Annotated in this window: 21 protein-coding genes; 5 read left to right on the top strand and 16 right to left on the bottom strand. The window is 38.0% G+C overall.

Annotated features, from left to right (window positions below; all coding sequences use genetic code 11):
* Window positions 1-56: 56 nt before the first annotated feature.
* Complete coding sequence (locus tag ACE199_RS03175) at window positions 57-1,325, bottom strand: methionine gamma-lyase family protein (protein ID WP_375348541.1); 1,269 nt, start codon at window positions 1,323-1,325, stop codon at window positions 57-59.
* 12 nt (window positions 1,326-1,337) lie between these two features.
* Window positions 1,338-2,591 carry a GTPase HflX gene (gene hflX, locus ACE199_RS03170; RefSeq protein ID WP_252294726.1) on the bottom strand — a complete coding sequence of 418 codons (1,254 nt, stop codon included), beginning with the start codon at window positions 2,589-2,591 and terminating at the stop codon, window positions 1,338-1,340.
* Window positions 2,592-2,792: 201 nt separating this feature from the next.
* On the opposite strand from hflX, the gene ACE199_RS03165 reads away from it, so the two are divergent.
* Entirely contained in the window at window positions 2,793-3,401 is a 609-nt protein-coding gene (locus tag ACE199_RS03165; RefSeq protein ID WP_375348540.1) for a trimeric intracellular cation channel family protein, read from the top strand.
* 29 nt (window positions 3,402-3,430) lie between these two features.
* On the opposite strand, the gene spoVK is transcribed toward ACE199_RS03165, so the two are convergent.
* The 3 genes from spoVK to miaA form a co-directional block, all read right to left on the bottom strand.
* A complete protein-coding gene (spoVK, locus tag ACE199_RS03160) occupies window positions 3,431-4,384 on the bottom strand; it encodes a stage V sporulation protein K (RefSeq protein WP_375348539.1) in 954 nt (317 codons plus the stop codon).
* Between the two features lie 461 nt (window positions 4,385-4,845).
* Window positions 4,846-5,079, bottom strand: coding sequence for an RNA chaperone Hfq (hfq, locus tag ACE199_RS03155; protein WP_119116332.1), 234 nt, complete (start codon window positions 5,077-5,079; stop codon window positions 4,846-4,848).
* 23 nt (window positions 5,080-5,102) lie between these two features.
* The gene (miaA, locus tag ACE199_RS03150) at window positions 5,103-6,068 is read right to left on the bottom strand and encodes a tRNA (adenosine(37)-N6)-dimethylallyltransferase MiaA (RefSeq protein WP_375348538.1); all 966 of its coding nucleotides are present in this window, start codon (window positions 6,066-6,068) and stop codon (window positions 5,103-5,105) included.
* Between the two features lie 192 nt (window positions 6,069-6,260).
* Between miaA and ACE199_RS03145 the strand changes: the two genes are divergently transcribed.
* A complete protein-coding gene (locus tag ACE199_RS03145) occupies window positions 6,261-6,923 on the top strand; it encodes a DUF421 domain-containing protein (protein WP_375348537.1) in 663 nt (220 codons plus the stop codon).
* A gap of 190 nt (window positions 6,924-7,113) precedes the next feature.
* On the opposite strand, the gene ACE199_RS03140 is transcribed toward ACE199_RS03145, so the two are convergent.
* From ACE199_RS03140 to ACE199_RS03125, 4 genes are all read right to left on the bottom strand, one after another.
* A complete protein-coding gene (locus tag ACE199_RS03140; protein ID WP_375348535.1) occupies window positions 7,114-8,304 on the bottom strand; it encodes an FAD-dependent monooxygenase in 1,191 nt (396 codons plus the stop codon).
* A 131-nt stretch (window positions 8,305-8,435) separates the two neighbouring features.
* A complete protein-coding gene (locus ACE199_RS03135; RefSeq protein WP_375348534.1) occupies window positions 8,436-9,548 on the bottom strand; it encodes a cupin domain-containing protein in 1,113 nt (370 codons plus the stop codon).
* Between the two features lie 23 nt (window positions 9,549-9,571).
* Complete coding sequence (locus ACE199_RS03130; RefSeq protein WP_375348533.1) at window positions 9,572-10,060, bottom strand: DinB family protein; 489 nt, start codon at window positions 10,058-10,060, stop codon at window positions 9,572-9,574.
* A gap of 4 nt (window positions 10,061-10,064) precedes the next feature.
* Entirely contained in the window at window positions 10,065-11,006 is a 942-nt protein-coding gene (locus tag ACE199_RS03125; RefSeq protein WP_375348532.1) for a fumarylacetoacetate hydrolase family protein, read from the bottom strand.
* Window positions 11,007-11,437: 431 nt separating this feature from the next.
* Here ACE199_RS03125 and ACE199_RS03120 point away from each other — a divergent pair, with 431 nt between their 5' ends.
* Together ACE199_RS03120 and ACE199_RS03115 are read left to right on the top strand one after the other, a co-directional pair.
* Window positions 11,438-12,196: an IclR family transcriptional regulator gene (locus ACE199_RS03120; RefSeq protein ID WP_375348531.1), complete on the top strand. Its 759-nt coding sequence runs from the start codon at window positions 11,438-11,440 to the stop codon at window positions 12,194-12,196.
* Window positions 12,197-12,489: 293 nt separating this feature from the next.
* Window positions 12,490-13,857 carry an MFS transporter gene (locus tag ACE199_RS03115; RefSeq protein WP_375348530.1) on the top strand — a complete coding sequence of 456 codons (1,368 nt, stop codon included), beginning with the start codon at window positions 12,490-12,492 and terminating at the stop codon, window positions 13,855-13,857.
* Between the two features lie 150 nt (window positions 13,858-14,007).
* Here the strand turns inward: ACE199_RS03115 and ACE199_RS03110 are convergent, their stop codons facing one another.
* The 3 genes from ACE199_RS03110 to ACE199_RS03100 all read right to left on the bottom strand — a co-directional run bounded on the left by ACE199_RS03110 (window position 14,008) and on the right by ACE199_RS03100 (window position 17,947).
* Window positions 14,008-15,666 carry a glycerol-3-phosphate dehydrogenase/oxidase gene (locus ACE199_RS03110; RefSeq protein ID WP_375348529.1) on the bottom strand — a complete coding sequence of 553 codons (1,659 nt, stop codon included), beginning with the start codon at window positions 15,664-15,666 and terminating at the stop codon, window positions 14,008-14,010.
* A gap of 208 nt (window positions 15,667-15,874) precedes the next feature.
* Window positions 15,875-17,365, bottom strand: coding sequence for a glycerol kinase GlpK (gene glpK, locus ACE199_RS03105; protein ID WP_375348527.1), 1,491 nt, complete (start codon window positions 17,363-17,365; stop codon window positions 15,875-15,877).
* A gap of 75 nt (window positions 17,366-17,440) precedes the next feature.
* On the bottom strand, window positions 17,441-17,947 hold the full coding sequence (locus ACE199_RS03100) for a DUF3189 family protein (RefSeq protein ID WP_375348526.1): 507 nt from the start codon (window positions 17,945-17,947) through the stop codon (window positions 17,441-17,443).
* Between the two features lie 329 nt (window positions 17,948-18,276).
* Here ACE199_RS03100 and ACE199_RS03095 point away from each other — a divergent pair, with 329 nt between their 5' ends.
* Window positions 18,277-20,016 (top strand): methyl-accepting chemotaxis protein, encoded by a 1,740-nt coding sequence (locus ACE199_RS03095; RefSeq protein ID WP_375348525.1) that lies wholly within the window; start codon window positions 18,277-18,279, stop codon window positions 20,014-20,016.
* A 79-nt stretch (window positions 20,017-20,095) separates the two neighbouring features.
* On the opposite strand, the gene ACE199_RS03090 is transcribed toward ACE199_RS03095, so the two are convergent.
* From ACE199_RS03090 to ACE199_RS03075, 4 genes are all read right to left on the bottom strand, one after another.
* Window positions 20,096-20,998 carry an NAD(P)/FAD-dependent oxidoreductase gene (locus ACE199_RS03090; protein WP_375348524.1) on the bottom strand — a complete coding sequence of 301 codons (903 nt, stop codon included), beginning with the start codon at window positions 20,996-20,998 and terminating at the stop codon, window positions 20,096-20,098.
* A 130-nt stretch (window positions 20,999-21,128) separates the two neighbouring features.
* Window positions 21,129-21,779, bottom strand: coding sequence for a 3-oxoacid CoA-transferase subunit B (locus ACE199_RS03085; protein ID WP_127759933.1), 651 nt, complete (start codon window positions 21,777-21,779; stop codon window positions 21,129-21,131).
* Window positions 21,780-21,794: 15 nt separating this feature from the next.
* Entirely contained in the window at window positions 21,795-22,490 is a 696-nt protein-coding gene (locus tag ACE199_RS03080; RefSeq protein ID WP_127759932.1) for a CoA transferase subunit A, read from the bottom strand.
* A 501-nt stretch (window positions 22,491-22,991) separates the two neighbouring features.
* Window positions 22,992-24,365, bottom strand: a complete 1,374-nt coding sequence (locus tag ACE199_RS03075; protein WP_375348523.1) for a sigma-54 interaction domain-containing protein — start codon at window positions 24,363-24,365, stop codon at window positions 22,992-22,994.
* Window positions 24,366-24,410: the final 45 nt, after the last annotated feature.

Raw genomic sequence — 24,410 nt, 5'->3', positions numbered from 1 at the left:
ATTCAAAATAGAGAGCCAATAGGAAGTTGGCCACTCTAGTTATTCTATCATACTATTTATAATGTAATAAGCTTCTTAGATAATAAATTATCTACGGCTGTTAAAACTGCCATCTTCACATGAGCATACGTTAAGCCCCCTTGAACATAGGCAACAAAAGGAGCGCGAGTTGGACCATCTGCTGTCAATTCAATGCTCGCTCCTTGAATAAATGTTCCTGCTGCCATAATAACATCATCCTCATAGCCTGGCATATAAGCAGGATACGGAGTCACATGTGAATTGATTGGAGATGCAAACTGAATTGCTTGACAAAAAGCAACCATCTTATCCTTATCATCAAATTGAACAGATTGAATAAGATCGGTGCGTTTAGCATTCCATTTAGGCGATGTATTCATCCCGAGTCTCTCTAAAAAGGCTGCGGTAAACATCGCCCCCTTTAATGCTTGTCCTACAACATGCGGAGCAAGGAAAAACCCTTGGTACATTTCTTGTAAGCTATAAAGAGACGCCCCTGCTTCTGCTCCAATACCAGGTGATGTTAATCGATATGCACAAGCTTCTACCAGCTCTTTTTTACCGACGATATAGCCGCCTGTTTTCACTATACCACCGCCTGGGTTTTTAATGAGTGACCCCGCCATTAAGTCGGCTCCTACGTGGCATGGCTCCTTCGTTTCTACAAATTCACCGTAACAATTATCAACGAACACAACAATATTCGGATTAATCTCTTTCACAAAAGCAATAGCTGCTTCGATTTCCTCAATCGTAAAAGATGGACGTGTTGCATATCCTTTTGAACGCTGAATTCCAATCATTTTTGTATTCGGTTTAATGGACTGTTTAACCGCCTCGAAATCAATAGCTCCTTCAGCGGTTAACGAAACCATATTATAGTCAATATGGAAATCTCGTAAAGAACCTACCCCTGTACCACGAATTCCAACAATTTCTTCAAGTGTATCATACGGTTTTCCCGTAATATAAAGCAGTTCATCACCTGGACGAAGAATGCCAAACAATGCCGTTGAAATAGCATGTGTACCAGAAATAATTTGCGGGCGAACAAGACCCGCTTCTCCTCCAAATACATCTGCATAGATTAATTCCAGCGTATCTCTTCCGACATCATCATACCCATACCCTGTTGACGGGATAAAATGAGAATCACTGACCCGATGTGCTTGAAAGCTGCGAAGCACACGAAATTGATTTTCTTCAATTCGCTCTTCTATTTTCTTATGTAATGGAGCAATCATCGCCTCTATTTCTTTTACAATCGGTTGCAAAATTTCCCCATTTGTTAAATATTGATACATGTTGTTTCCCCTTTATATTGTAAATTTCTCTAGTAAGCCTCTAATCGGGTGATTGGTTAAACAAAAACCCCTGCATTCATAACACTCACTTTCTTCATTAAAAGCGAGCGTCCGCAATATTGTTTCATTCTTCAACTGCGCAAGTAATCTTCCTTCCGTAGAAGGCAGTGAAACGTGGTAGCTTGCCATCTCACTTATCATACTTTGCTCAATTGTCTCTAAAATTGTTTCCACATCTCCTTGATCATAGGCACTAATCAGTAAAGATTGGTCTTTTGATGTCGGCAAAAATTCGGCATGCTTGCAATCCCTCTTATTATACAACGTAAGCATCGGAATGGAAGTAGCTTCTAAGTCTTGCAATAAATTTTCTACGGTCGTTTGATGATTAAAGTAATCAGGATTCGATGAATCGACGACGTGTAACAGTAAGTCAGCTTCCTTCACTTCCTCTAAGGTTGAGCGGAAAGCCGCAATAAGAGAAGTAGGTAAATCTTGAATAAATCCAACCGTATCTGTCATTAACACCGTAAAGCCACTTGGCAATACAGCTTTACGAGTAAGGGGATCCAGCGTAGCAAATAGCAAATTCTCTTCAAATGCAGCTGCTTCCGTTAATCGGTTAAACAATGTTGACTTTCCGGCATTTGTATACCCTACAAGCGCTATTTGAAACGCCTTATTTCGCTTACGCCGCTCTCGGTACCGGTCACGATGATCAGCGATTACTCGCAACTGACTCTTAATTTCATCAATTTTACCTCGAATATGACGACGATCGCTTTCAAGCTTCGTTTCCCCAGGTCCTCTCGTTCCGATTCCACCACCAAGCCTAGATAAAGCCGTTCCTTGGCCAACTAAACGAGGAAGCATATATTGCAGCTGAGCAAGCTCAACCTGCAGCTGACCTTCTCTTGAACGAGCACGCTGAGCGAAAATATCTAAAATCAATTGCGTTCGATCAATGATTCGCGCTTCCAACTGGTTCGAAAGATTACGAATCTGACTTGGAGATAATTCATCATTAAAAATAATTAAATCCGGCTCTAGTTCTGCTTCTAAATTTTGAAGTTCTTCAATCTTTCCTTTTCCTATGTATGTGGCCGGATGGATACGCTCCCGTTTTTGAGTAACCGTCAGCAACACTTCACCATTTGCTGTATGAGTTAATGATGCAAGTTCCTCTAATGAATAATGAAAGCGGGCATCATCTTCCACTGTTTGACATCCAATTAAAATCGCCGTTTCTTTTTCAGCATTTTGCAAATAGGGCACCATCCTTATCCAAAATCATTCAACTCATCATACCAAAAAAATAAATAAGATTAAAACTTTCACAAACTAAAATAGAGCATTTCCAAAAAGAAAAGAACATGATAAAATCAATTTTAGTTTGCGACAAGATTAATGAAAAATCCTCACTGTTTATACATTTCAAATAAAATTTAACTTATAGAGGGAATCCATATGACCTGGGAATTTTTAAGCATAATTGGAACAATTGCTTTTGCGATTAGCGGGGCAATCATTGCTATGGAAGAAGAATATGATTTATTGGGTGTATATATTTTAGGCATCGTAACCGCATTTGGCGGTGGAGCAATCAGAAATTTATTAATTGGTGTCCCTCCTTCAACACTATGGGACCAAGGTACGTTCTTTACAATTGCTTTAATATCGATTACTATCGTGTTCTTCTTTCCAAACAATTCATTAAAGCATTGGGACAAATGGGGAAATTTCACCGATGCAATCGGATTAGCTGCTTTTGCTATTCAAGGAGCACTATATGCAATTGAGCTCGATCTTCCAGTGAGCGCGGTTATTGTAGCAGCTGTCTTAACTGGCTGCGGAGGCGGAATTGTCCGTGATGTTCTCGCAGGACGTAAACCGCTCGTATTCCGTAAAGAAATCTATGCAGTTTGGGCAATTGCAGCAGGGATGATTCTAGGCTTAGAACTTGCCACAAATACATGGGAATTATATGCTCTCTTCATCATTATTACAGCATTACGTGTCCTTTCCTACACACGCAACTGGGAACTGCCAAATAAAAAATTGCCTCAAAACATGTAAAAACGGCCTAAAGCCGTTTTTTTGTTCTCTTATTCACTCTGTTCATTAAAAACAAAATCTTGACTTCGTAATGTCATTAAATCTGCCTTATCATAACTATCTTCATGCAATAAGCGCATCGCTTGTGTTCGAATCGCTTTTTCAATGACATTACGAATATAGCGGCCATTCGAAAAGGAAACAGGACCTTGCAAGGAGCGAAGTACAACTAGATGTTCGCGCAGCTTTCGCTCTGCATCACGACTGATGACATACTCCCGCTCTTCTAGCATCAAATCCGCTATCTCCATTAATTGATCTGTTGTATAATCAGGAAATTCAACAACAAGCGGAAATCGTGACAATAAACCAGGGTTTAAGCTAAGAAAATAATCCATTTCACGTGAATAACCCGCTAGAATCAAAATAAATTCATGCTGCTTATCCTCCATATGCTTCACAAGCGTATCAATCGCTTCTTTCCCAAAATCTTTTTCTCCTCCGCGTCCTAACGAATACGCTTCATCAATAAACAAAATTCCCCCAAGTGCTTTCTTCACTAAATCTCGTGTTTTTTGAGCTGTATGACCAATATATTCCCCAACTAAATCCGCACGCTCTGCTTCTATTAAATGTCCTTTTGTTAACACATTCATCTTATGAAATAATTTACCGATTAAGCGTGCAACCGTCGTTTTCCCAGTGCCAGGATTCCCTTTAAACATCATATGCAACGCTTGTCGTCCAGCCTTCAAACCACGTTCCTCACGCTTCTTATTGACATAGATCCATGCATAAATTTCTTTAATTAACTTTTTCATCTCTTCCATGCCGACTAATGTTTCAAGCTCCGCCTCGATTTCTTTCAAAGCAATATGCTGTTCAGAAAGGTCTCGATCATATAATTCCCTAATAGGCACATCCTTTTGTATCACGTTTCTTTTTTCTCCATTAAAGACAATATTAATTTGCCCATTATTTTTCATTCGGATTGGTTGCTCCACATCATCACCTCGCCATTCCCGACCCCTTATTCCTATAATTTATTAGGAAATTAACTCTTCTCAGCTAGCCTTCCGTCGAAAAATACGACGGAATCAGACAATTATTTTACTAAAAAAAGACACTTCAACATATTAACTATGTTTTTCGTCATTTCTTTTAAGAAAATGTCAGTTTCTGCGCTTTCCCAAGAAATAATCCACCTATCTATTATTCATCTATATTCAGAAAAGCAGGAAATCATTCTTTGACCATTCGAAAAGGATTCCGAACAAAAGTGTAAGTACCAAAAAACAAAAGGCGGAAGTCACCCTACCTTTACTCTGCGAGGCAACCTACAAATCAATGAGCAGGAATGCTAGCACTTAACACAGCCCAGTGCCCAAAATCAACAGCATCATAAAACAGAGCTTATACAATAAAAAAAACAGGCTCCATAAGCGCCTGTTTTTCTCTCATCTATTTATTCTTTCACTTCATATTCAATTTGAACATTTCGTTGTGGAGCAAAAGTAGAAATCGCATGTTTAAATACTAATTGTTGCTTCCCTTCAGATTCAAATAGCACGGTAAAATTGTCAAAGCCTTTAATTTGCCCACGAATTTGAAAACCGTTTAATAAAAATACTGTCACATAAGTATTGTCTTTTCTCAGTTGGTTTAAAAATTGGTCTTGAATATTTACCGATTGTTTCATCACTTCGTCCTCCTCTTTTCTCTCTACTTGTACTTATTCGCCTTTATCATGAGCTTTCCTGCAATAAATTCCGATATTTCGTTGATTTTTTTTGAAAATTCGGCAATATCAGTCATATCAAACCAAGAAACATCCATTTTATTGCGAAACCACGTAAGTTGACGTTTGGCATAACGGCGAGAGTTTTGTTTTAAAGCCTCAATTGCCTCTTTTTCACTCATTCGCCCTTCCAGATAATCATACAGTTCCTTATAACCAATCGCTTGAATTGATTGACAATGTTTTAAGCCTTGTTCAAAAAAACCTTGCACTTCCGAAACAAGCCCCTCTTCCACCATCATATCCACTCGATTGTTAATACGCGCATATAATAAATCGCGCTCCATCGTTAACCCGATGATACATGTATCATATTTCATTTCAGTCGGCTGTTCATTTAACTGCTCACTCATTGTATGTCCTGTGCAATGATAAATTTCAAGCGCACGAATCACACGCCTCACATTATTCGGATGGATACGCTCCGCACTTTCGGGATCAATCCTCTGTAGTTCCGCAAAAACAGCCTCTATTCCCGCCTCTTTCACGCGTTGTTCTAACTCCGCTCGATATAGCGGGTCGGATGGAGCTTCAGAGAATTGATAATCATAAATTACAGACTGTATGTATAATCCCGTTCCCCCCACTATAATTGGAAGCTTTCCTCGACTTTGAATATCGTCAATCATTACATTTGCTCTTTGTTGAAATTCAGCTGCACTAAACGGCTCATTCGGCTCTTTAATATCGAGCAAATAATGTGGAATACCTTCTTTTTCTTCCTCCTTTATTTTCGCTGTGCCAATATCCATTCCTTTATATACTTGCATGGAATCACCACTTATAATCTCACCATTAAATCGTTTTGCTAATTCAATACTTAACTTCGTCTTGCCCACAGCCGTTGGGCCAATAATAACAAGTAACTTTCCTTTTTGTTGTTTCAACATTCTTCACTGCCTTATATGATTTTTTCCTATCTTACCATAATTTCAGCGGAAGCTGTTAAACATCTAAACAGTATAGGTATCTCTCTACATTTTTATTCAGATAAAAATAGAAAAACAAATACATTTAAAAGGGCGAATGAAAGTGATTTCGACAACCAAAACTAATTTCTAGAAAAAAGAGGAGGAAAGATTATGGAAGAATTATTACACCCCATGCTGAGAACAGTTATTTCCTATATAATATTGCTTTTTGTTACTTACTTATTCGGAAAAAGAATGAATTCACAATTAAATTACCATAGCTTTGCTGTCGCTATTACAATCGGTTCATTCATCGCCAATATGGGATTTGATACCAATCTTAAATTTTGGCCAATACTTACTTCCTTTTTTATCTTAACGTTTGTTTTCTATCTTTCTTCTTATTTATCTTATCAAAATAAATTCTTGTACAAATACTTATCCGGACAACCCACTGCTATTATCGAAAAGGGAAAAATAAATGAGGTCAATATGAAGAAAGCCAAGTATTGCCTGTACGATTTACACCAACAATTAAGAGAAAACGGAGTATTCCAAATAGAAGAAATTGAAACGGCCTATCTTGAAGTAAGTGGTAAGCTTTCTATTCAACTAAAGGAGCAATACAAGCCTGCAACCAAACAATACATAGATCAGCTACATATGAAACGACCGGTTGAATTAATCATAGACGGAAAAATATTAGAGGAAAATTTAACTTCTACATACAATCAAGGATGGCTGCACATGCAATGCCAATCTAGAAATGTCAGCATTGAACAAGTTTCTTATGCGGTTGTAGGAACAAATGGTGTATTTTATACCTTAACTTAATTGGTCTAGCCAAGAAATCACTTTCTCGGAAAATAAGTTCATGTTTTATACGCCATATATATAAACCTAAATTAATTTTTCGGCATCATCCCATCTAGTTGGCGGAACGATTGGAGGCTCCTGCTTGCTCTTGCTCCATGAAACGATGGAAAAAGCCCTCATGTATTGTGAGGGCTTTTTCACGAATCTATTATTGTGTTACTAGACTTCTTTTATGACCATATAGCCAATCCGTATAGCTAAAATCATTTGCTGGACGTTTTGTAAAAATATCGTTACGAAGGGCAATTGTAATTGGATCTACAGCATGAATGATTTCTCCCCATTGACGTGCCGTTGTTTGAACACGTGCAGTACGAGGAATACGCTCTTCTTGGAACTCTTTGAAAGCGGCTTCAAAATTATCACCATGAGCTGCTAATACATCAGCTAATTTGGCAGCATCTTCTAATGCTTGAACTCCACCTTGAGCCAAGTATTGTAACATTGGGTGAGCAGCGTCTCCCATAAGTGTTATATTTCCTTTTGTCCAGTTATCAATTGGCAGACGATCATACATTGGCCAACGGATTTGTTTATTAATGAATGAAAGAGCTTTCTCAACTTTTGAATGACAGCCTTCAAATACTTGTGCCATTTCTTCTGGAGTTCCCCATTCAACAGATTCAGATGTATAAGTTGGGCTTTTGAATACAACAACTTGATTATATAATTCTCCACGGCGTACTGGGTACTGAACTACATGAAGATTTGGACCAATCCACATAATTACATCGTCCATTTCAGCATCTTCAGAAATTTCTTCAATTGGAATTGTACCACGATAAGCAACATATGCAGAGTTTACCATATCATCTTGAGCGAATAATTTACGTACATTTGATTTAATTCCATCTGCCCCAATGATTGCCTTACCTTTGATTTTCTCATCATGTTGGTTGATAAGGAATACGCCATCTTCATTTTCTTCCGCAGCAGTAATTGTCGTATTCGTATGAAGGGAGATTAAAGGATTGCTTTCACATGCTTCTAACAGCGATCTGTGTAAATCAGAACGGTGCAATACCATATACGGGAAACCATATCTCTCTTTAAATTCATCTCCTAGGTCTAAAGCCGTTAGTTCTTCTCCCGTAAAAGCATCTTTTAACACAAGTCGTTTTGGAAATACGGCAAATTCAGCAATACGATCTGCTACTCCAAGGCGAGTTAAAACAGCCATTGCATTTGGAGCCATTTGAATTCCTGCACCAACTTCCCCGAATTGTGGTGCTTGTTCAAAAACGGATGAAGCGTGACCAGCTTGTGCTGCAGCAAGAGCTGTTGCTAATCCACCAATTCCGCCACCAGCGATTAAAACTCTGTTTTCTGTGTTTGTCATAGAAATTCCTCCTAGTTTCTCTTAATTTAGTTTTAAAGAAGTAATAAGTGATTACTAAGGACAGCCTAAGAAGCATATAGTATACCTACATCTCTTAAGCTGCTTATTACTGCGATAATCTTTTTTTACTTTTACGGTAATATTGGTTTAAACTCAGAAGTCACTTCTTGCTGACCGTTGTTTCGCTCATATGCTTCTTGTTTTTCAATATCGAATTTTTCCATGATTGGAAGATCATTCGTCGTGAAGAAATACGTATCTTCTGCTGCAACATGTTCTACCCAAGCCCAGTTTGGAACACAGAAGAAATCTCCTTCTTCCCAATCGAAGCGAACGCCGTTAATAATACTGTAACCCGAACCTTTATACACTTGATGAATCGAAGCACTCGTATGACGCTGCGCTTTTGTACGGAAACCTTTCGGAAATTTCTGAATCCAAGCAGCAATCGTTGGGTTTGCTGTTTTACCTGTAGAAGGGTTAATAAATTCTACCGCATATCCTTCAAATGGATCTGGCTCAAACTGACTTAATGATTCAATCGCCTTATACGTATGCTCCCATTTATACGAACCTAGTGGAGCTATGGAAGGATTACGATCAGAAACAGGACGTAGCATACCTGCCGCATAACGTTGTGAACCAAAGTTATCCGGTACTTTCGGCTGTTCAATTCTTTCTGGGTAATTCTCAAAGAATGTACCACCCAATGCATAGATTGTTGGAATGTCTAAAATATCTGTCCAAATCATCGGTTTTGTGCCTTCATGACCATGACCATGCCATAAATTTTTTGGCGTAATAAGGAAGTCCCCTTCTTCCATGAAGATTCTTTCCCCTTGGACGATACTGTATGCGCCTTCCCCTTTCGTAATAAAGCGAAGGGCATTTTGAGAGTGACGGTGAGAAGGAGCTACTTCTCCTGGTTGTAACAATTGAACGGCTGCATATAGCGTTTGTGTCGTAGAAGCCCATCCCCAAGGTTGACGATAATCAAGACCTGGATTTTGCAAATAGATCGCTCTGCGTTCTCCACCGCGTTCCGGAGTAAAAATTTGAGCAGCTTCTAGTAATTTTTTCTCAAGCAGGCTGCCCTTCCAAAGATAGGCTTGTGCATGAGGCTCTGGAGATTTATGCATTAACGCCGGAATTGCTTCCCATAATGGTCCAAGATTATATTGACGAATATCAGCCGTAAAATCTTGTACAATTTTACTCTTCATAAACTCAGTTACTTCTGCCATGTTCCGAACCTCCTACTAAATTATTAATTTAATTTTGATAAATTGCGTTGAATTTGACCTTCATGTTTGTTCACATGCTGATCAATTAAATGATTAATAATAAATGAAAGTGGTTTCGTACCAAAGTTAGGATTTCTGCTTGGTGCCTCAGCAGAAAGTTGCTCAGTTGTCAAGTTCCCAATGCCTGATTCAACTTTTTGTTTAACCTCTTCTAGCGCTTGTAACAGCTCCGCAACACTTATCGCATCCACCGTTGCAGAACTTACCGCTTGCAGTCGCCCTTCATGTAAATGATTTCTTCCCCATTCTTGACCGGGAGATTGAACAAGCTGTTCAATCTCTTCTACCCAATACGGTAATGCTTCGACGATATGAGCGACAATTTGCATAATAGACCATTCTTCCTCTGTTGGATTCCAACGAATCGTTTCTTCCGATAATCCTTTCACCGTTTCGATAATACGATCAATCGATTCATTAACAGATGTAACTGCATTTTGTGTCACTGTCATTCTATTACTCTCCTTTTACAGCACGTACTGTATTTTCTAATACACCCACTTTTTCGATTTCGACGCGAACGACATCTCCATCTTTTAACCATACTTGCGGTTCCATTGCTTGAATAACACCGCCAGGAGTTCCGGTAATAACGATATCACCAGGCTCTAATGTAGCAATTGTAGATAAGAATGATACTAGATGTTTAACAGAGAATACTTGGTTCGCAGTATTGGTACGTTGACGCTCTTCACCGTTTACAGTTAAAACCATTTCTAGTGTTTGTGGATCTGGTAGCTCATCTGAAGTAACCATCCAAGGTCCCATCGGTAAGCTGCCATCTACTGTTTTCCCTTGTAACCACTGAAGGGTACGACGTTGGAAGTCACGATACGTTACGTCATTAGCTACCGCATAACCTGCTACATAATCAAGCGCTTCTTCTTCTGAAACATTTTTTGCACGTTTACCGATGACAAACGCAAATTCCGCTTCATAGTCTAATTGTTCTGAAATTGGATGAAATGGAATATCATCTTGCGGCCCAACAAGTGTGTTCGCAAATTTAGCGAATACAACAGGATATTTTGGAATTTCACGCCCCATCTCAAGAATATGTTCACGATAGTTATGACCTACAGCAAAGATTTTCCCTGGTTTCGGAACAGGCGCTTCCACTTTTACTTCACTTAGTGCATGAACTAATTTTGAACCGTCCACTACTCTATTCGTTAAAGCAAAATCGATTGCCCCTTTCGCAAGCTCCATGCTTTCTTTTCCACCTTGTAAAAATCCTGTCATCTCAGATGGAATGAATGCATTTGCAATTTCTTGTGCACGTATTTTCCCCTCTGCTTCTAAAGATTTTTTATAAGCAAGATGTAAATCGACAACTTCCTCACTCACGATAGCTCCAATTGTCGTAATACCTTCACGGTTAAATGTTATAAGTTTCATACATATTCTCCTTTGTCTATACAATTTTATTTTGAGTTTTTCATTCCTGTAAGCGGATTCATTTGAATCACTTCTTAGAAGATATTTCGCTTGAATAATATAAGCACCTATATCTTCAAAACTGCTTATCAACAGGATCTTTGTACTTCTTTTTATTGATGTGAATAAGCTAACCCGTAATACAAGTTATAAAAGAAAGTCGATATCTTTTTTCACTTTGAGTTAACTTTGTTCACTATTTATAAATAAAATTTAATCTATTCTGCAGCAAATGTCAATAATATTTTTCCTGAAAATTTACCTACTTCAAAATATTTTTTGGATTCTATATATGAAATCTTTGTACAAAGCTTCACAATTTGTTCTAAGAACACTTTGTAAATAAAGAAGTGTTTCTGTTATACTAATAAAAAATAATAGGAGAAATTAAAATGGAGAAAGAAAAAAATCCAGCTATGATTGGTTCACTTCAAATAGGTTTGGGAATAGTTGATATCATTGCTTCCCAAGAACACCCTATGAAATTTACTGAAATTCAGGAAAAATCCAACATCACAAAAAGTAATCTATATAAATATTTGAATACTCTTACACACTTAGAGTTACTATATAGAGACAAACAACACGGTACCTATACACTGGGTTCTAAAATTATTTCCTATGGAATGGCTGCTATCGGTCAACAAGATCTTGTTACAAAAGTGACTCCTTTCCTACAAGAAATAAGTAGATTTACTTCTTTAACGGCTCTATTAGCTGTATGGACACATAGCGGTCCTGTAATCGCCAACATTTGGAACGCTAATAACGGCTTGAACATCGGTGCGCAAATTGGGACTCAGCTCCCTATCTTATCGTCGTCAGGAAAAGTTTTTTCTGCTTTTCATGAACCTTTACTCATTGAGGAATGGAAAAATACTGAAATGCAAAACTGGTCTGTAGAAGACAAACAATTATTCGAGGAAGAAACCGAAGTTATTAAAAAAAGGCAAATTTCCTTTGCTAAAGAGCCACTCGTTCCTTATATATCTTCAGCATCTGTTCCATTATTTAACTATAATAATGATTTACTAGGTTGTTTGACACTTGTTGGATTTTCACAGATTGTCCCTCAAACATCTGAAGATGAGTACGGTCAATATTTACTTAATATTTCAAAGGAAGTATCTGGTATATTTGGGTATAAATAATGTAATTTGGAAGCATCCATTCAAAAAATGGCATGCTTCTTTTTTTTGTGAATTTTGATAGTATTTTCTAACAGAAATATTGTTATAACACACTTTTTGATAAGTTCCTCATTTCACAATCTTTTATTTTTTTACAATTTTGTGAATTTCGAGTTGAAAAATTAAAAAACCGCCTATATAATCACTATAAAGAAACATAGTTTTCTATAAGTGAAATAACTTTCTTCTAGAAACCTATTTTCACAACTTTGAAAGCGCTTTATTGATGTTGCAACACAAAAGGGGGAAAATATTTGTCTAGTTTAAACACGAACCGTATCATTGAAAATAGTAAATTTAACCGCTTTCACGCTATGATACTCTTTTGGGGAACATTCATTATCATTTTAGATGGTTATGATCTTGCCGTTTATGGAGCCGTACTGCCAGTTCTGATTGAAGATTGGGGATTATCGAATGTTGAAGCTGGTGCCATGGGAAGTTATGGATTAATCGGTGTTATGATTGGGGCTTTTTTCTTCGGTCCTCTCGCTGACCGAGTTGGTAGAAAGAATGTTATCCTTATTTGTTTTGTCCTATTTAGTCTATTCACTGGACTATGTGGTCTAGCTGATTCACCTACTGCTTTTTCTACCTATCGATTTATTGCAGGACTCGGGCTTGGTGGAATTATGCCAAACGTAATTGCTTTAATGACAGACTACTCCCCTAAATCGATGCGCAGTTTAACTGTATCGATTATACTTTGCGGCTATTCCGTTGGGGGAATGCTAGCTCCTGCACTTTCAATCTATCTCATCCCAAGCTACGGATGGGAAATCGTCTATATGATTACTGCTGCACCTCTTTTACTTTTGCCTTTCATGTGGAAACATCTTCCTGATGCAACCGTTTTCTTAGCTGCAAAGGGACGTACAAAAGAATTACGCCAAATTATGAACAAAATCAACCCTGCCGGTAATTATACGGAAAAGGATCATTTTGAAAAAATAGATATAAAACAAGAAGCAGGTATTCCTGTTATTCAACTATTTAAAAATAACCGTGCTCTTAGTACAAGTATGTTTTGGATCGCGTACTTCATGTGCTTATTAGTCGTTTATGGATTAAGCACATGGCTCCCAAAATTAATGATGCAAGCAGGATATGGCTTAAATTCAAGTCTTTCGTTCTTAATCATTATGCACGCTGGAACAATTGTTGGGACACTTATAATTGCTAAACTTGCTGATCGATATGGTTCTAAAAAAATGCTTGTTCCAATGTACACAATCGGTGCGATTTGCTTATTTCTAATGAGCTTTAAAAGCGACCTATGGGTGATTTGTCTTCTTGTCGCTATTACTGGAGCTTGTACAGTAGGCGCACAAAATATCGCCAATGCCTATGTTTCTCAATATTATCCACCATTTTTACGTTCAACTGCCTTAGGGGTTGCTTCCGGTGTAGGAAGAATAGGAGCCATTCTCGGACCAACTATTGGCGGAATCTTACTTACGATGAATTTACCGATTCAAATTAATTTCCTTGCCTTTGCTATACCTGGTGTCATCGCTTCTATCGCTTTCTTCTTCATCCCTGTGAAACACGCGTATGATTATACAGAAAAAACCGAAGATTCAGATATAAATGAATCAGATACTAATTCTAAAGTCATTTAAAAAAGTCAACAATACTGACCAGTCAGAGTCAGTATTGTTGACTTTTTTATTACAGCTCTGTTAGATAACGGAATTAAAAAGGAATGCGCCACTTCTAGAGTCGGCGCTTATCAACGATGAATGAAGGTGCTGGCACTTTTGTTCTTTCAGTCACACATCACTTACATTGGTTGCATTCCATATTTCTCGCTCCAATTCCGCCTTATACTTCAATGTTTCTCTTTCACTCCAACCGAACACATCACACATATATCGACTAACTGCTTCCTTCCATCTATGTACCCAATCTATCTGAAACAAAAGGGCACTTGTTCGTCGTACAAAGAAATCAACAGGTGTTACAACATATTCTTCTTGTATCCCGTAAACTAATTTAGCGAATACTTCAGGAGTGAACTGATATTTTTCTATATCGTTTTTGCCATCTTTAATAATTTGATAAATCTTCGAGATATTAGACCCATATAATCTTGTGAGGTATCTTGCTTCACGTTCTATTAAACCTAGCTTTATCCCTTCTTTTGTATACTCAGAAATGTAGGCTTCAAAATAATGAGAGCCGCCTACGTCCCCTCCCGATATAGGAAGCTTTCTCGTGACACACTTGCCAAATAATTTGTATTGTTCATCTTTGAATTGTCTCGCAACCAGATTCACAATCGTTTCTGCCATTTTTCGATATCCTGTTAATTTTCCACCAGCAATCGTAATAAGGCCAGATTTTGATATCCAAATTTCATCTTTTCGTGAAATTTCCGAAGGACCTTTTCCTTCTTCATGAATGAGCGGGCGAACACCAGCCCAACTTGATTCAATATCTTGGGCACTTAAGGTTAGTTTCGGAAATATAAAATGAATCGCCTTTAATATATACCTCCGATCCTCCTCAGTAATAAGCGGCCGAATCGGGTCTTTATCATAAAAAGTATCAGTTGTTCCCACGTATACTTTTCCTTCTCTCGGAATCGCAAATACCATTCTACTATCTTCTGTATCAAAATAAATCGCTTGCTTTAAAGGAAAACGTGATTGATCAATAACCACATGGACTCCTTTTGTCAATTTCAGTGTTTTTCCTTCGTTTGATCTATCTTTTTCTCTTAATGAATCGACCCATGCTCCAGTTGCATTGACTACTTTTTTTGCCCGAATATCATAGCAATTTCCTGTCTGAACATCTTCAACAACAACCCCTGCCACCTTCCTATCTTCATATAGAAAATCGATGACTTTCGTATAATTTAGCAAATCTGCACCAAATTCAGCGGCTCGTTTAATAACTTCAATTGTTAACCGTGCATCATCCGTCCGATATTCAACATAATAACCTCCCCCTTGCAAGCCTTGCCTTTTAAGTAGAGGCTCTTGCTTTACCACCTGTTCCTTAGATAACATCCTTCTTCGCTCCTGTTTCTTAACAGCAGCAAGAAAATCATAGACCTTTAACCCAATGGAAATACTACGCGGTCCAAGCTCCCCATCCGTATACACTGGAAGCAACATCCATTCTGGTTTCGTGACGTGCGGACCATTTTCGTAAACAATTGCTCGTTCTTTGCCCACTTCCGCCACCAACTTAACCTCCCCCTGCTTTAAATAGCGTAAGCCGCCATGAATGAGTTTGGAGGAACGACTAGAAGTACCAGCAGCAAAATCTTGCATCTCAAAAAGAACAACTTCCATCCCTCGGGTCACAGCATCCAAGGCAATGCCTGCACCCGTAATACCACCTCCAATGATTAATAGATCATATTGTTTTTCACTCATTTTCTGTAACAATTGCGATCGGTTCATATATGTTTGGGCCATGATTTTCCCTCCAATTATGAAAAAGACCACCAGATCACTCAATAAGTGTCTATGTGGCCCTCCCTTAAACAGCATGATGAATCGAAATCATCATACCATTATATACAGTAAATGTTAAATTTTATTATATGGATTTATGAGACCATGTAAGTCATCCAATGATTTTATCTGATTTTCAACTTCAAATTAACGATGTTCTATAAACCTATTATTTAAACATCATCGCAGCATGGACCGCTTTTTTCCATCCTTCATACAGTTGCTTTCGCTGTTCTTCATCCATAGTTGCTCTAAATTCCCGATCTAGTCTCCATTTCTCCCCAATGTCATCTTGACTTTCCCAAAACCCTATCGCCATTCCCGCTAAGTAAGCTGCACCTAATGCTGTCGTTTCATTAATTACTGGTCTATCAACAGGAACACCTAATAAATCGCTTTGAAAGCCCATTAAGAAATCGTTCTTTACCGCTCCTCCATCTACTCGAAGCTTTTTCAAAGAAATACCAGAATCTGCTTCCATCGCACTTAATACATCTTTCGTTTGATAGGCTAGAGATTCTAAAGTCGCTCGAATAAAATGCTCCTTTGACGTTCCGCGAGTTAAACCGAATACAGCACCGCGCACATCACTATCCCAATAAGGTGTACCTAATCCAACAAAAGCAGGAACAACATATACACCCTCAGTCGATTGTACTTTCTTTGCATACGATTCACTGTCCTTCGCCTCTTTGAACATTCTTAATCCGTCACGAAGCCACTGAATAGCAGATCCAGCTACAAAAATACTGCCTTCTAACGCATATTCGACTTTTCCATTAATTCCCCAAGCAATTGTCGTTAACAAACCATGTTGAGATCTCACCGCTCTCTCACCAGTGTTCATTAACATAAAGCACCCCGTACCATACGTGTTTTTCGCCATTCCATCCTCGAAACATGCCTGACCGAAGAGAGCCGCTTGCTGGTCACCAGCCGCCCCCGCAATCGGAATATTATGCCCAAAGAAATGATGGCTGACCGTATGAGCATACACTTCTGAAGATGGCCTCACTTCAGGAAGCATGGAAGCCGGAATAGTTAAAATCTTAAGCAATTCATCGTCCCATTTCAAATCATAAATATTGTACATCAATGTTCGTGATGCATTTGAATAATCGGTTACATGAGCTCTCCCGCCAGATAGCTTCCAAATGAGCCATGTATCAATTGTTCCAAATAATAGCTCACCCTTCTCCGCTTTTTCCCTAGCACCCTCCACATGATCCAAAATCCACTTCACTTTCGTTCCAGAAAAATACGCATCAATCAGTAAACCTGTTTTATCTCGAATGACCTTCTCATATCCCTGATTTTTTAATTGTTGACAAATATCCTGCGTTTGCCGTGACTGCCAAACAATCGCATGATAAATAGGCATTCCTGTCTGTTTATCCCAAACGACCGTCGTTTCACGCTGATTCGTAATTCCAATTCCAGCAATTTGCGCGGGAGTAATGCCAGACTCCGCTAAAGCGCTTGCAATAACCGCTAATACACTACCCCAAATTTCACTAGCATTATGTTCAACCCAGCCTGGCTTTGGAAAATACTGCGTAAACTCTCTTTGGGACATATGAACAATATCACCAGCACGATTAAACAAAATCGCTCGCGAACTCGTTGTTCCTTGATCTAGCGAAAGAATATACTGCTCCATTCTTCTCTCCCCCCTTATGAAAAATTATACAACAATGAAGCCTATTCACTTCATAAAAAGATATTTAAAGATATTTTATGTAAAGCTTTTATTCTCTAATACTGTCACCTTTGTATGTGTAGATGCTCCTACTTCCTTTGTATATTGGACTAGGCGAAGGATATCATGACAACATTGTTTAGCCCCTAGCACTAATAAAGGAACACCGATGAAATCAATTTTTAACCGTCTAGAGAATAGTCCTCCCATCGTCATAGCCAATGGAACAGTCGGAGAAGTGTTTGAGAAAATAATTTTTTCTTCCTCTTGAAAATGATTTTGCAGCATTACACTTAAATTTTTTAAAGCCGGAACAACAAGCTTTGAATTTTTTCTTCCTATTGTATAAACAGAATGTCCCTCGTCATCTATTCCATGAAAAATAAGCCTTCCCATATCAGCAGGTGTTAATTGATTAAAATAATCCACCTGCAAAATCTCTTCTTTCGTAAGTTTTCGGTCGGTAGGCAATTTTTTTAAGTGATAAGCTGCCGCTAAAGCCGTACTATGTGTTCCCGCAAAATCATCATAAATATAAATCATGATGTCACCTTTCTTCATTAATATTTATATTTATTATTAACGAACACTCCTATGCTATCCAGCATGTGAAATAAAACGACACTCTACTTAGTGAGACCCTTAACTTGCCTTTAAGCAAGGAAGCAACGCAACCCAAATCACCGCTGGAAGTTATGCGCGACCAAAGTCTCATATGAATAGGAGCTAAAAATCAACAACTTCCTATAACAGAACCAACATTTATTTAATATTTTTGATAAATTCCGAAATTACCCATTAACAATAGTTCAAAAGTGCCGATATTAAATAAAGAACTTTTTTATTTAAAACTTCACGAAGGAGCACGTATTATGAGGAAAAAATCCACATCTATTCGGACAAAATTAATTATGTTATGCGTAATCATTTTAATTGTCCCAACCACCATCCTAGGTATAAGTACTTACTCCAGTTCAAAAAACCAACTAAATGAAGCTGGACAAGATCGACTGAAAAGAAGTACCCAAATGGTTCTCGGAATGATTAGCCTATTAAATCAAGAAGTTCAGGCTAAAAACATGACATTAGAAGAAGCGCAAGAAAAACTTCGTGTGGAATTATACGGTGAAAAAGGCGCCGATAATACACGCACACTAAAAGAAAATTATACATTCGGAGCAGAAGGCTATATCTATGCAGCCGATGACGAAGCTACACTTGTCATGCACCCATTTACAGAAGGTCAGAACATTTATGATTCGAAATCGGAAGATGGCGTCATGGTAGGTCAAGAAACCGTTTCAATAGGGAAAGAGGGCGGTTTTCTTTACTATAAATGGTTGAATAAATCAACGAATAAAAACGAAAAAAAAGTTGCATATGTAGAACGCGACCCTTACTGGGGATGGACGATTGCTTCAACCGCCTATCTTTCAGAATTTAATAGCAGCGCTTCTGAAATTGCTAACATTGTCTTAATTGTGGCAGTGCTTGCAATTGTTCTCGGTAGTATTGTCGCTTACTATTTCTCTGTACGTTTTACGAAACCTATTATTCAAATTAGCGGTGAATTAAATCGTGCAGTTGAAGGTGATTTTTCAGGTGAAGATATAAAAGTAACAACAAAAGATGAAATGGGTGCCTTAACAGAAGATTTTAATAAAATGAGAGCGAACACAAAAGTACTACTGGCCCATGTTAACAATTCCACAGAGCACGTTGCGGCCTCTTCGGAACAATTGTCTGCGAGTGCAGAAGAAACAAGCAAAGCAACAGAAGAAATTACACATGCGATTCAACTGATTGCAACGGGTGCGGAAGATAGCACGAATAGCTTACAAGAAAGTTCACAATCTTTAGATGAAGTGACAATTGGCATTCAAAATTTAGCTGAAAATTCTGCTACTATTTCGGAAGCAGGAACAATGATTGCTGAGAAAGCACAGCAAGGAAATGTCTATGTTGAACAAACGGTAAAACAAATCAACTCGATTAACAACAAAGTAAACGAAAGTGGCCAAGTGCTGCAATTGCTCGATTCAAGTTCGAATGAAATCGGTGAAATTTCTAAAGTCATTACTGATATTGCTGATCAAACAAATTTATTAGCATTAAATGCTGCTATCGAAGCTGCACGTGCTGGTGAACATGGAAAAGGGTTTGCTGTTGTCGCAGAGGAAGTACGTAAACTCGCTGAACAGTCGCAAAATTCTTCACATCAAATTTCTGATTTAATTAAGGATATTCAACTGAATATGGCTCGTTCAACAGAATCGATGAACCAAGTAAAAGTTGAAGTTCAAGACGGACTGGAAATTGTCGGTAAAACAGAAGTAAGCTTCCAAGAGATTGTCACTGCGATGGAACAGATGAAAAAGCAATTAACTGATATGGCTGCAACCGTACAGCAAATGTCGGCTGGTGCCCAAGAAGTTTCAGCAACTGTTACAAATAATACCCATACAATGAAAGAAGCATCTTACCAATCTCAGCAAGTGGCTGCAACGACAGAAGAACAGTTGGCCGCTATGCAAGAAGTTACGCATTCTGCTAATTCTTTATCTAAGCTTGCTGTAGAATTACAAGAAATCGTTAATAAATTTAAAATATAAGTAGAGTCATTCATTATACTAATCGGCTCATGATAAGAAAAATCCCTAAGGAATCGCATCCTAGGGATTTTTTCTTACATTACTGTTCCAGCAATCTTTTATGAATCCAAATTGCTGCTTGAGAGCCATCGCCCATTGCAATGGTTACTTGCTCAGAGTGTGCTGCTAAATCTCCGCCTGCCCACACACCCTTTATATTCGTTTCTTTTGTACGTGGGTTAACTAATACATGTTTATTTTCGGTCAACTCAACACCTACTGCTTCGGCCAGTTCATAGTTAATTTTATTTCCACCAAACCCGATAAAACCACGTTCCGCCTCCACAACTTCACCATTTTTTAGCAGGACCCCAGCAAAATGCTGTTTTTCATCCAATATAATTTTTTCAATTTGTTCATAAACAATTTTGATACGATGCTTTTCTAACTCATCTAGCTTAGTTACGTCAACCGCCGACTGATTATGATTAATATAAATAATATCATTTGACCAGTAAGCTAATGTAACCGCCATATCAGCTCCTGTATTCCCAGCACCTAATACTACCGTTTTTTTGCCTGAAACTTCATACCCATCGCAATCGGGACATACATATATATCAGCACCGAGACAAGTTACTAAATTTTCCAATTTAGGAAGATGGTCGACAAGACCTGTTGCCAAAAAAATCGTTTTTGCTTCGAATGTGGCATGCTGCTCTGTTTCTAAATAAAAATGATTGCTTTCTTTTTTTAACGTGGTTACTACATCACGTAAAAAATGAACGCCATATTTCTCTGCATGCAACTTGCCTAGCTTCCTGATTTCTTGTCCACTTACACCGTCCGGCCATCCTAAAATATTATGGTAACACCTGCATATTGTTGATCTGCCTTGATTCGAATCAATTACTAGGACATCATGTTTATACCTTCCTAACTGAATCGCCGCCTGCAAACCTGCAATTCCACCACCGATTATCACACAATCCACCTGCTTCAAAAAACATCACCACCACTTTACTATTTACAAATATCCATAGTTTGTTTCTTATATGTAGCCATTATTCGTTTAACAAGAACAAAAAAAGAGAAGCCACATATCGCGGCTTCCCCTTTTACAATAATGAAAATTAACTGTTAATCTTCAATGACTCACTTACAATAAAATCAGCTTCCGTTTTTTCTTTTACTTCTTCTAACGTAACGCCTTCTTGTAATTCCACTAATTCCATTTTGCCGTTAGTAAATTGGAAAACAGCAAGTTCGGTAATTAAACATTGCACAACACCTTGACCTGTTAAAGGAAGCGTACACGTTTTCTTGACCTTAGATTCACCGTGTTTATTGACATGGTCCATAATGACAACGATTCGTTTAGCTCCTTGCACTAAATCCATCGCGCCCCCCATTCCTTTTACTAACTTCCCTGGAATCATCCAGTTTGCTAAATCACCATTTTGTGAAACTTCCATTCCACCAAGAATGGCCAAATCAATATGTCCGCCTCGAATCATGGCAAAGGATTCAGCACTATCAAAAAATGAAGCACCTACTCTTGCTGTTACTGTTTCTTTTCCTGCATTAATCAGATCTGGATCAACTTCTGACTCTTTCGGATATGCACCGATACCAAGTAATCCATTTTCCGATTGAAGCATAACATTGAAATCATCCGGTATCATATTGGCAATTAAAGTTGGCATACCAATTCCTAGGTTAACGCACATTCCATCTTGTATTTCTTTAACCGCACGTTTTAAAATTGCATTTCGATTTGTCATTATCGCTTCTCTCCTTTATGCATTAGCTGTCGTAAGCTTTTCGATTCGTTTTTCATAATTTTCCCCTACAAAAACTTTTTGAACGTACACGCCCGGTGTATGAATTTCATCTGGATCAAGTTCACCTATTCCAACTAACTCTTCTACTTCAGCAATTGTAATCTTTCCAGCTGTCGCTACGACTGGATTAAAATTTCGTGCTGTTTTTCGAAAGACAAGATTGCCAAAAGGATCTGCCTTCCATGCTTTAACAAATGCGAAATCACCTACGATTCCTTGTTCCATGATATAGGTCTTTCCATCAAACTCCTTATGCTCTTTTCCCTTTGCTACTTCGGTCCCAACCCCTGTTGCTGTATAAAAAGCCGGAATCCCTGCTCCCCCTGCTCTTAAACGCTCCGCCAGTGTACCTTGTGGAATTAACTCAACCTCAAGTTCACCACTTAAAAATTGCTGTTCAAACAATTTGTTTTCTCCCACATATGAAGCCATCATTTTTTTAATTTGTTTATTTTCTAATAATAAACCTAAACCGCAATCGTCGATCCCACAGTTGTTACTAACGATTGTTAAGTCTTTAACCCCTTGATCACGTAAACTAAGAATCAGCTTTTCCGGAATTCCACATAACCCAAAGCCGCCAACAACAATCGTTGCTCCATCCTGAATCTGTTTAATTGCATCGTCTAATGATGATATAACTTTCCCCATTTTTCCATCTCCTCTTATACTATTAATCTTTGGATCAATTGAAACTAAAAATAGTGTGTATGTAGCAAATCTCTAACAGCAACCAAAATTATATGGCCATACACCATCGAAGCAATTGTATGTAAAACTTCTAAACTTGTACGAGGTTTTTGCATATTCTGAAAAAATACATATGTTTATCTACCTTTTTTACAGATTTTTTTACAGAAACCTACTATATTCTTCCTCTTATATATAATTATGCAAAATTTATGCTATTTTTGTCAAATAATTCTATCTTGTAACTTGAAAATTTTCTAAAGTTGTTCATTTTTAAGACAATATTCTCTAAATTTCTTCCATACTGTACAGATTTCCTTACACAAAATACGCTACTTTACTTCCATTGTACGAAATATCTAACACATTTGTCTTTTCACTTATAAACTATGCCTTACTGGTGATATTCTCTTGATAAATAGCCAATAAAAAAGTTCCCTCTTACTCAAGAGGAAACCTTTTCTAAGGCAGCAAGCCATATTTATTCATTTTTTCATACAGCGTTGTGCGGCTAATCCCCAATTGTTTGGCTGCTTCCGATTTATTTCCTTGTGTAAGTCGTAAACAGGCGATAATCGTCATTCGCTCCGTTTCTTCCATCACTTGAGCCAGCGGATGAACCGTAATGATATCTTGAACCCCTGTTATTTCTTCAGGTAAATGTTCAGCTGTAATCGTTTCTCCCTCTTCTACAATATTTAACGCACGTTCAATCACGTTTTCTAACTCCCGTATGTTTCCTGGCCAATAATAGGAAGAAAGGAAGCGCAGCGTGTCATCATCTATACCTTGAATAGATTTGTTCATGATACATTGATATTTTTCAACAAAGTATCTTACTAAAATATTAATATCCTCTTTTCGCTCTTTTAACGAAGGTATGGTCAGTTCCATTACCTTTAGCCGATAATACAAATCAAGTCGAAATTCACCTTTTTCAACCATTCCGGCTAAATTTCGATTAGTCGCAGCAATGACCCTTACATCAACCGAGATACTACTTGGAGATCCAATACGCTCAATCTCCTTTTCTTGTAAAACCCGTAGTAATTTCACCTGCATATGCATCGGTAATTCACCGATTTCATCAAGAAAAATAGTCCCACCATCTGCAGCTTCGAATTTCCCTGCTTTTCCACCTTTTTTAGCACCGGAAAATGAACCGTCTTCATAGCCAAACAGCTCTGATTCTATAAGCTCTGTCGGGATAGCAGCACAATTCACTTTCACAAAAACCCCCATAGAACGCAGGCTTTCATTATGAATAGAGTGGGCAAACAGCTCCTTTCCTGTACCACTTTCCCCCAGGAGCAATACATTTGAATCACTTTTTGCTACTCGTTCCGCCTGCTGTTTTACTTCCAAAAACACCTCGCTTTCACCAATCAATCCATCAAATGTATAAGAAGCTGTATTGCCTTCACGAAACGCTCCTTTATATTTTTTCAGTTCCTTTTCAAGAGATTGGATTCGTTTGGACAAAGCTGTGAATTCTCCTACATTTTTAAATAAAATTTTCCCGACAGCCCCTACACTTTTTCCTTTCTTCAATATTGGTAATCTAGTTGCAATAATATAATTTTCTTTAATTCTTTGTAATGCCGCTCTCTCTTGCTTCCCTGTTTTAGCTACTACATGCATTCGAGTATTTTCAATAACTTCTGTTACATGCTTTCCTACTGCGTTTTCCCGACTAACGCCAAGAAAATCAGCATACGCTTGAGTTAGTATTTGAATATACCCCTCTGAATCAACCATAACGAAACCGTCGTAAGCGTACTCTAAAATATCTTCCCACGCAATTAACGAAACTTTCTGATTTTTATTAATGGTCATCTTCACTCTCCTTACCCCATGTCACCTTACAAATTATAACATGAA

Source organism: Peribacillus sp. Hz7, from assembly GCF_042136355.1.
Lineage (GTDB): Bacteria > Bacillota > Bacilli > Bacillales > DSM-1321 > Peribacillus > Peribacillus asahii_A.
Note: the sequence above shows the minus strand (reverse complement) of the source record. Positions and strands in the feature narration are given on the sequence as shown.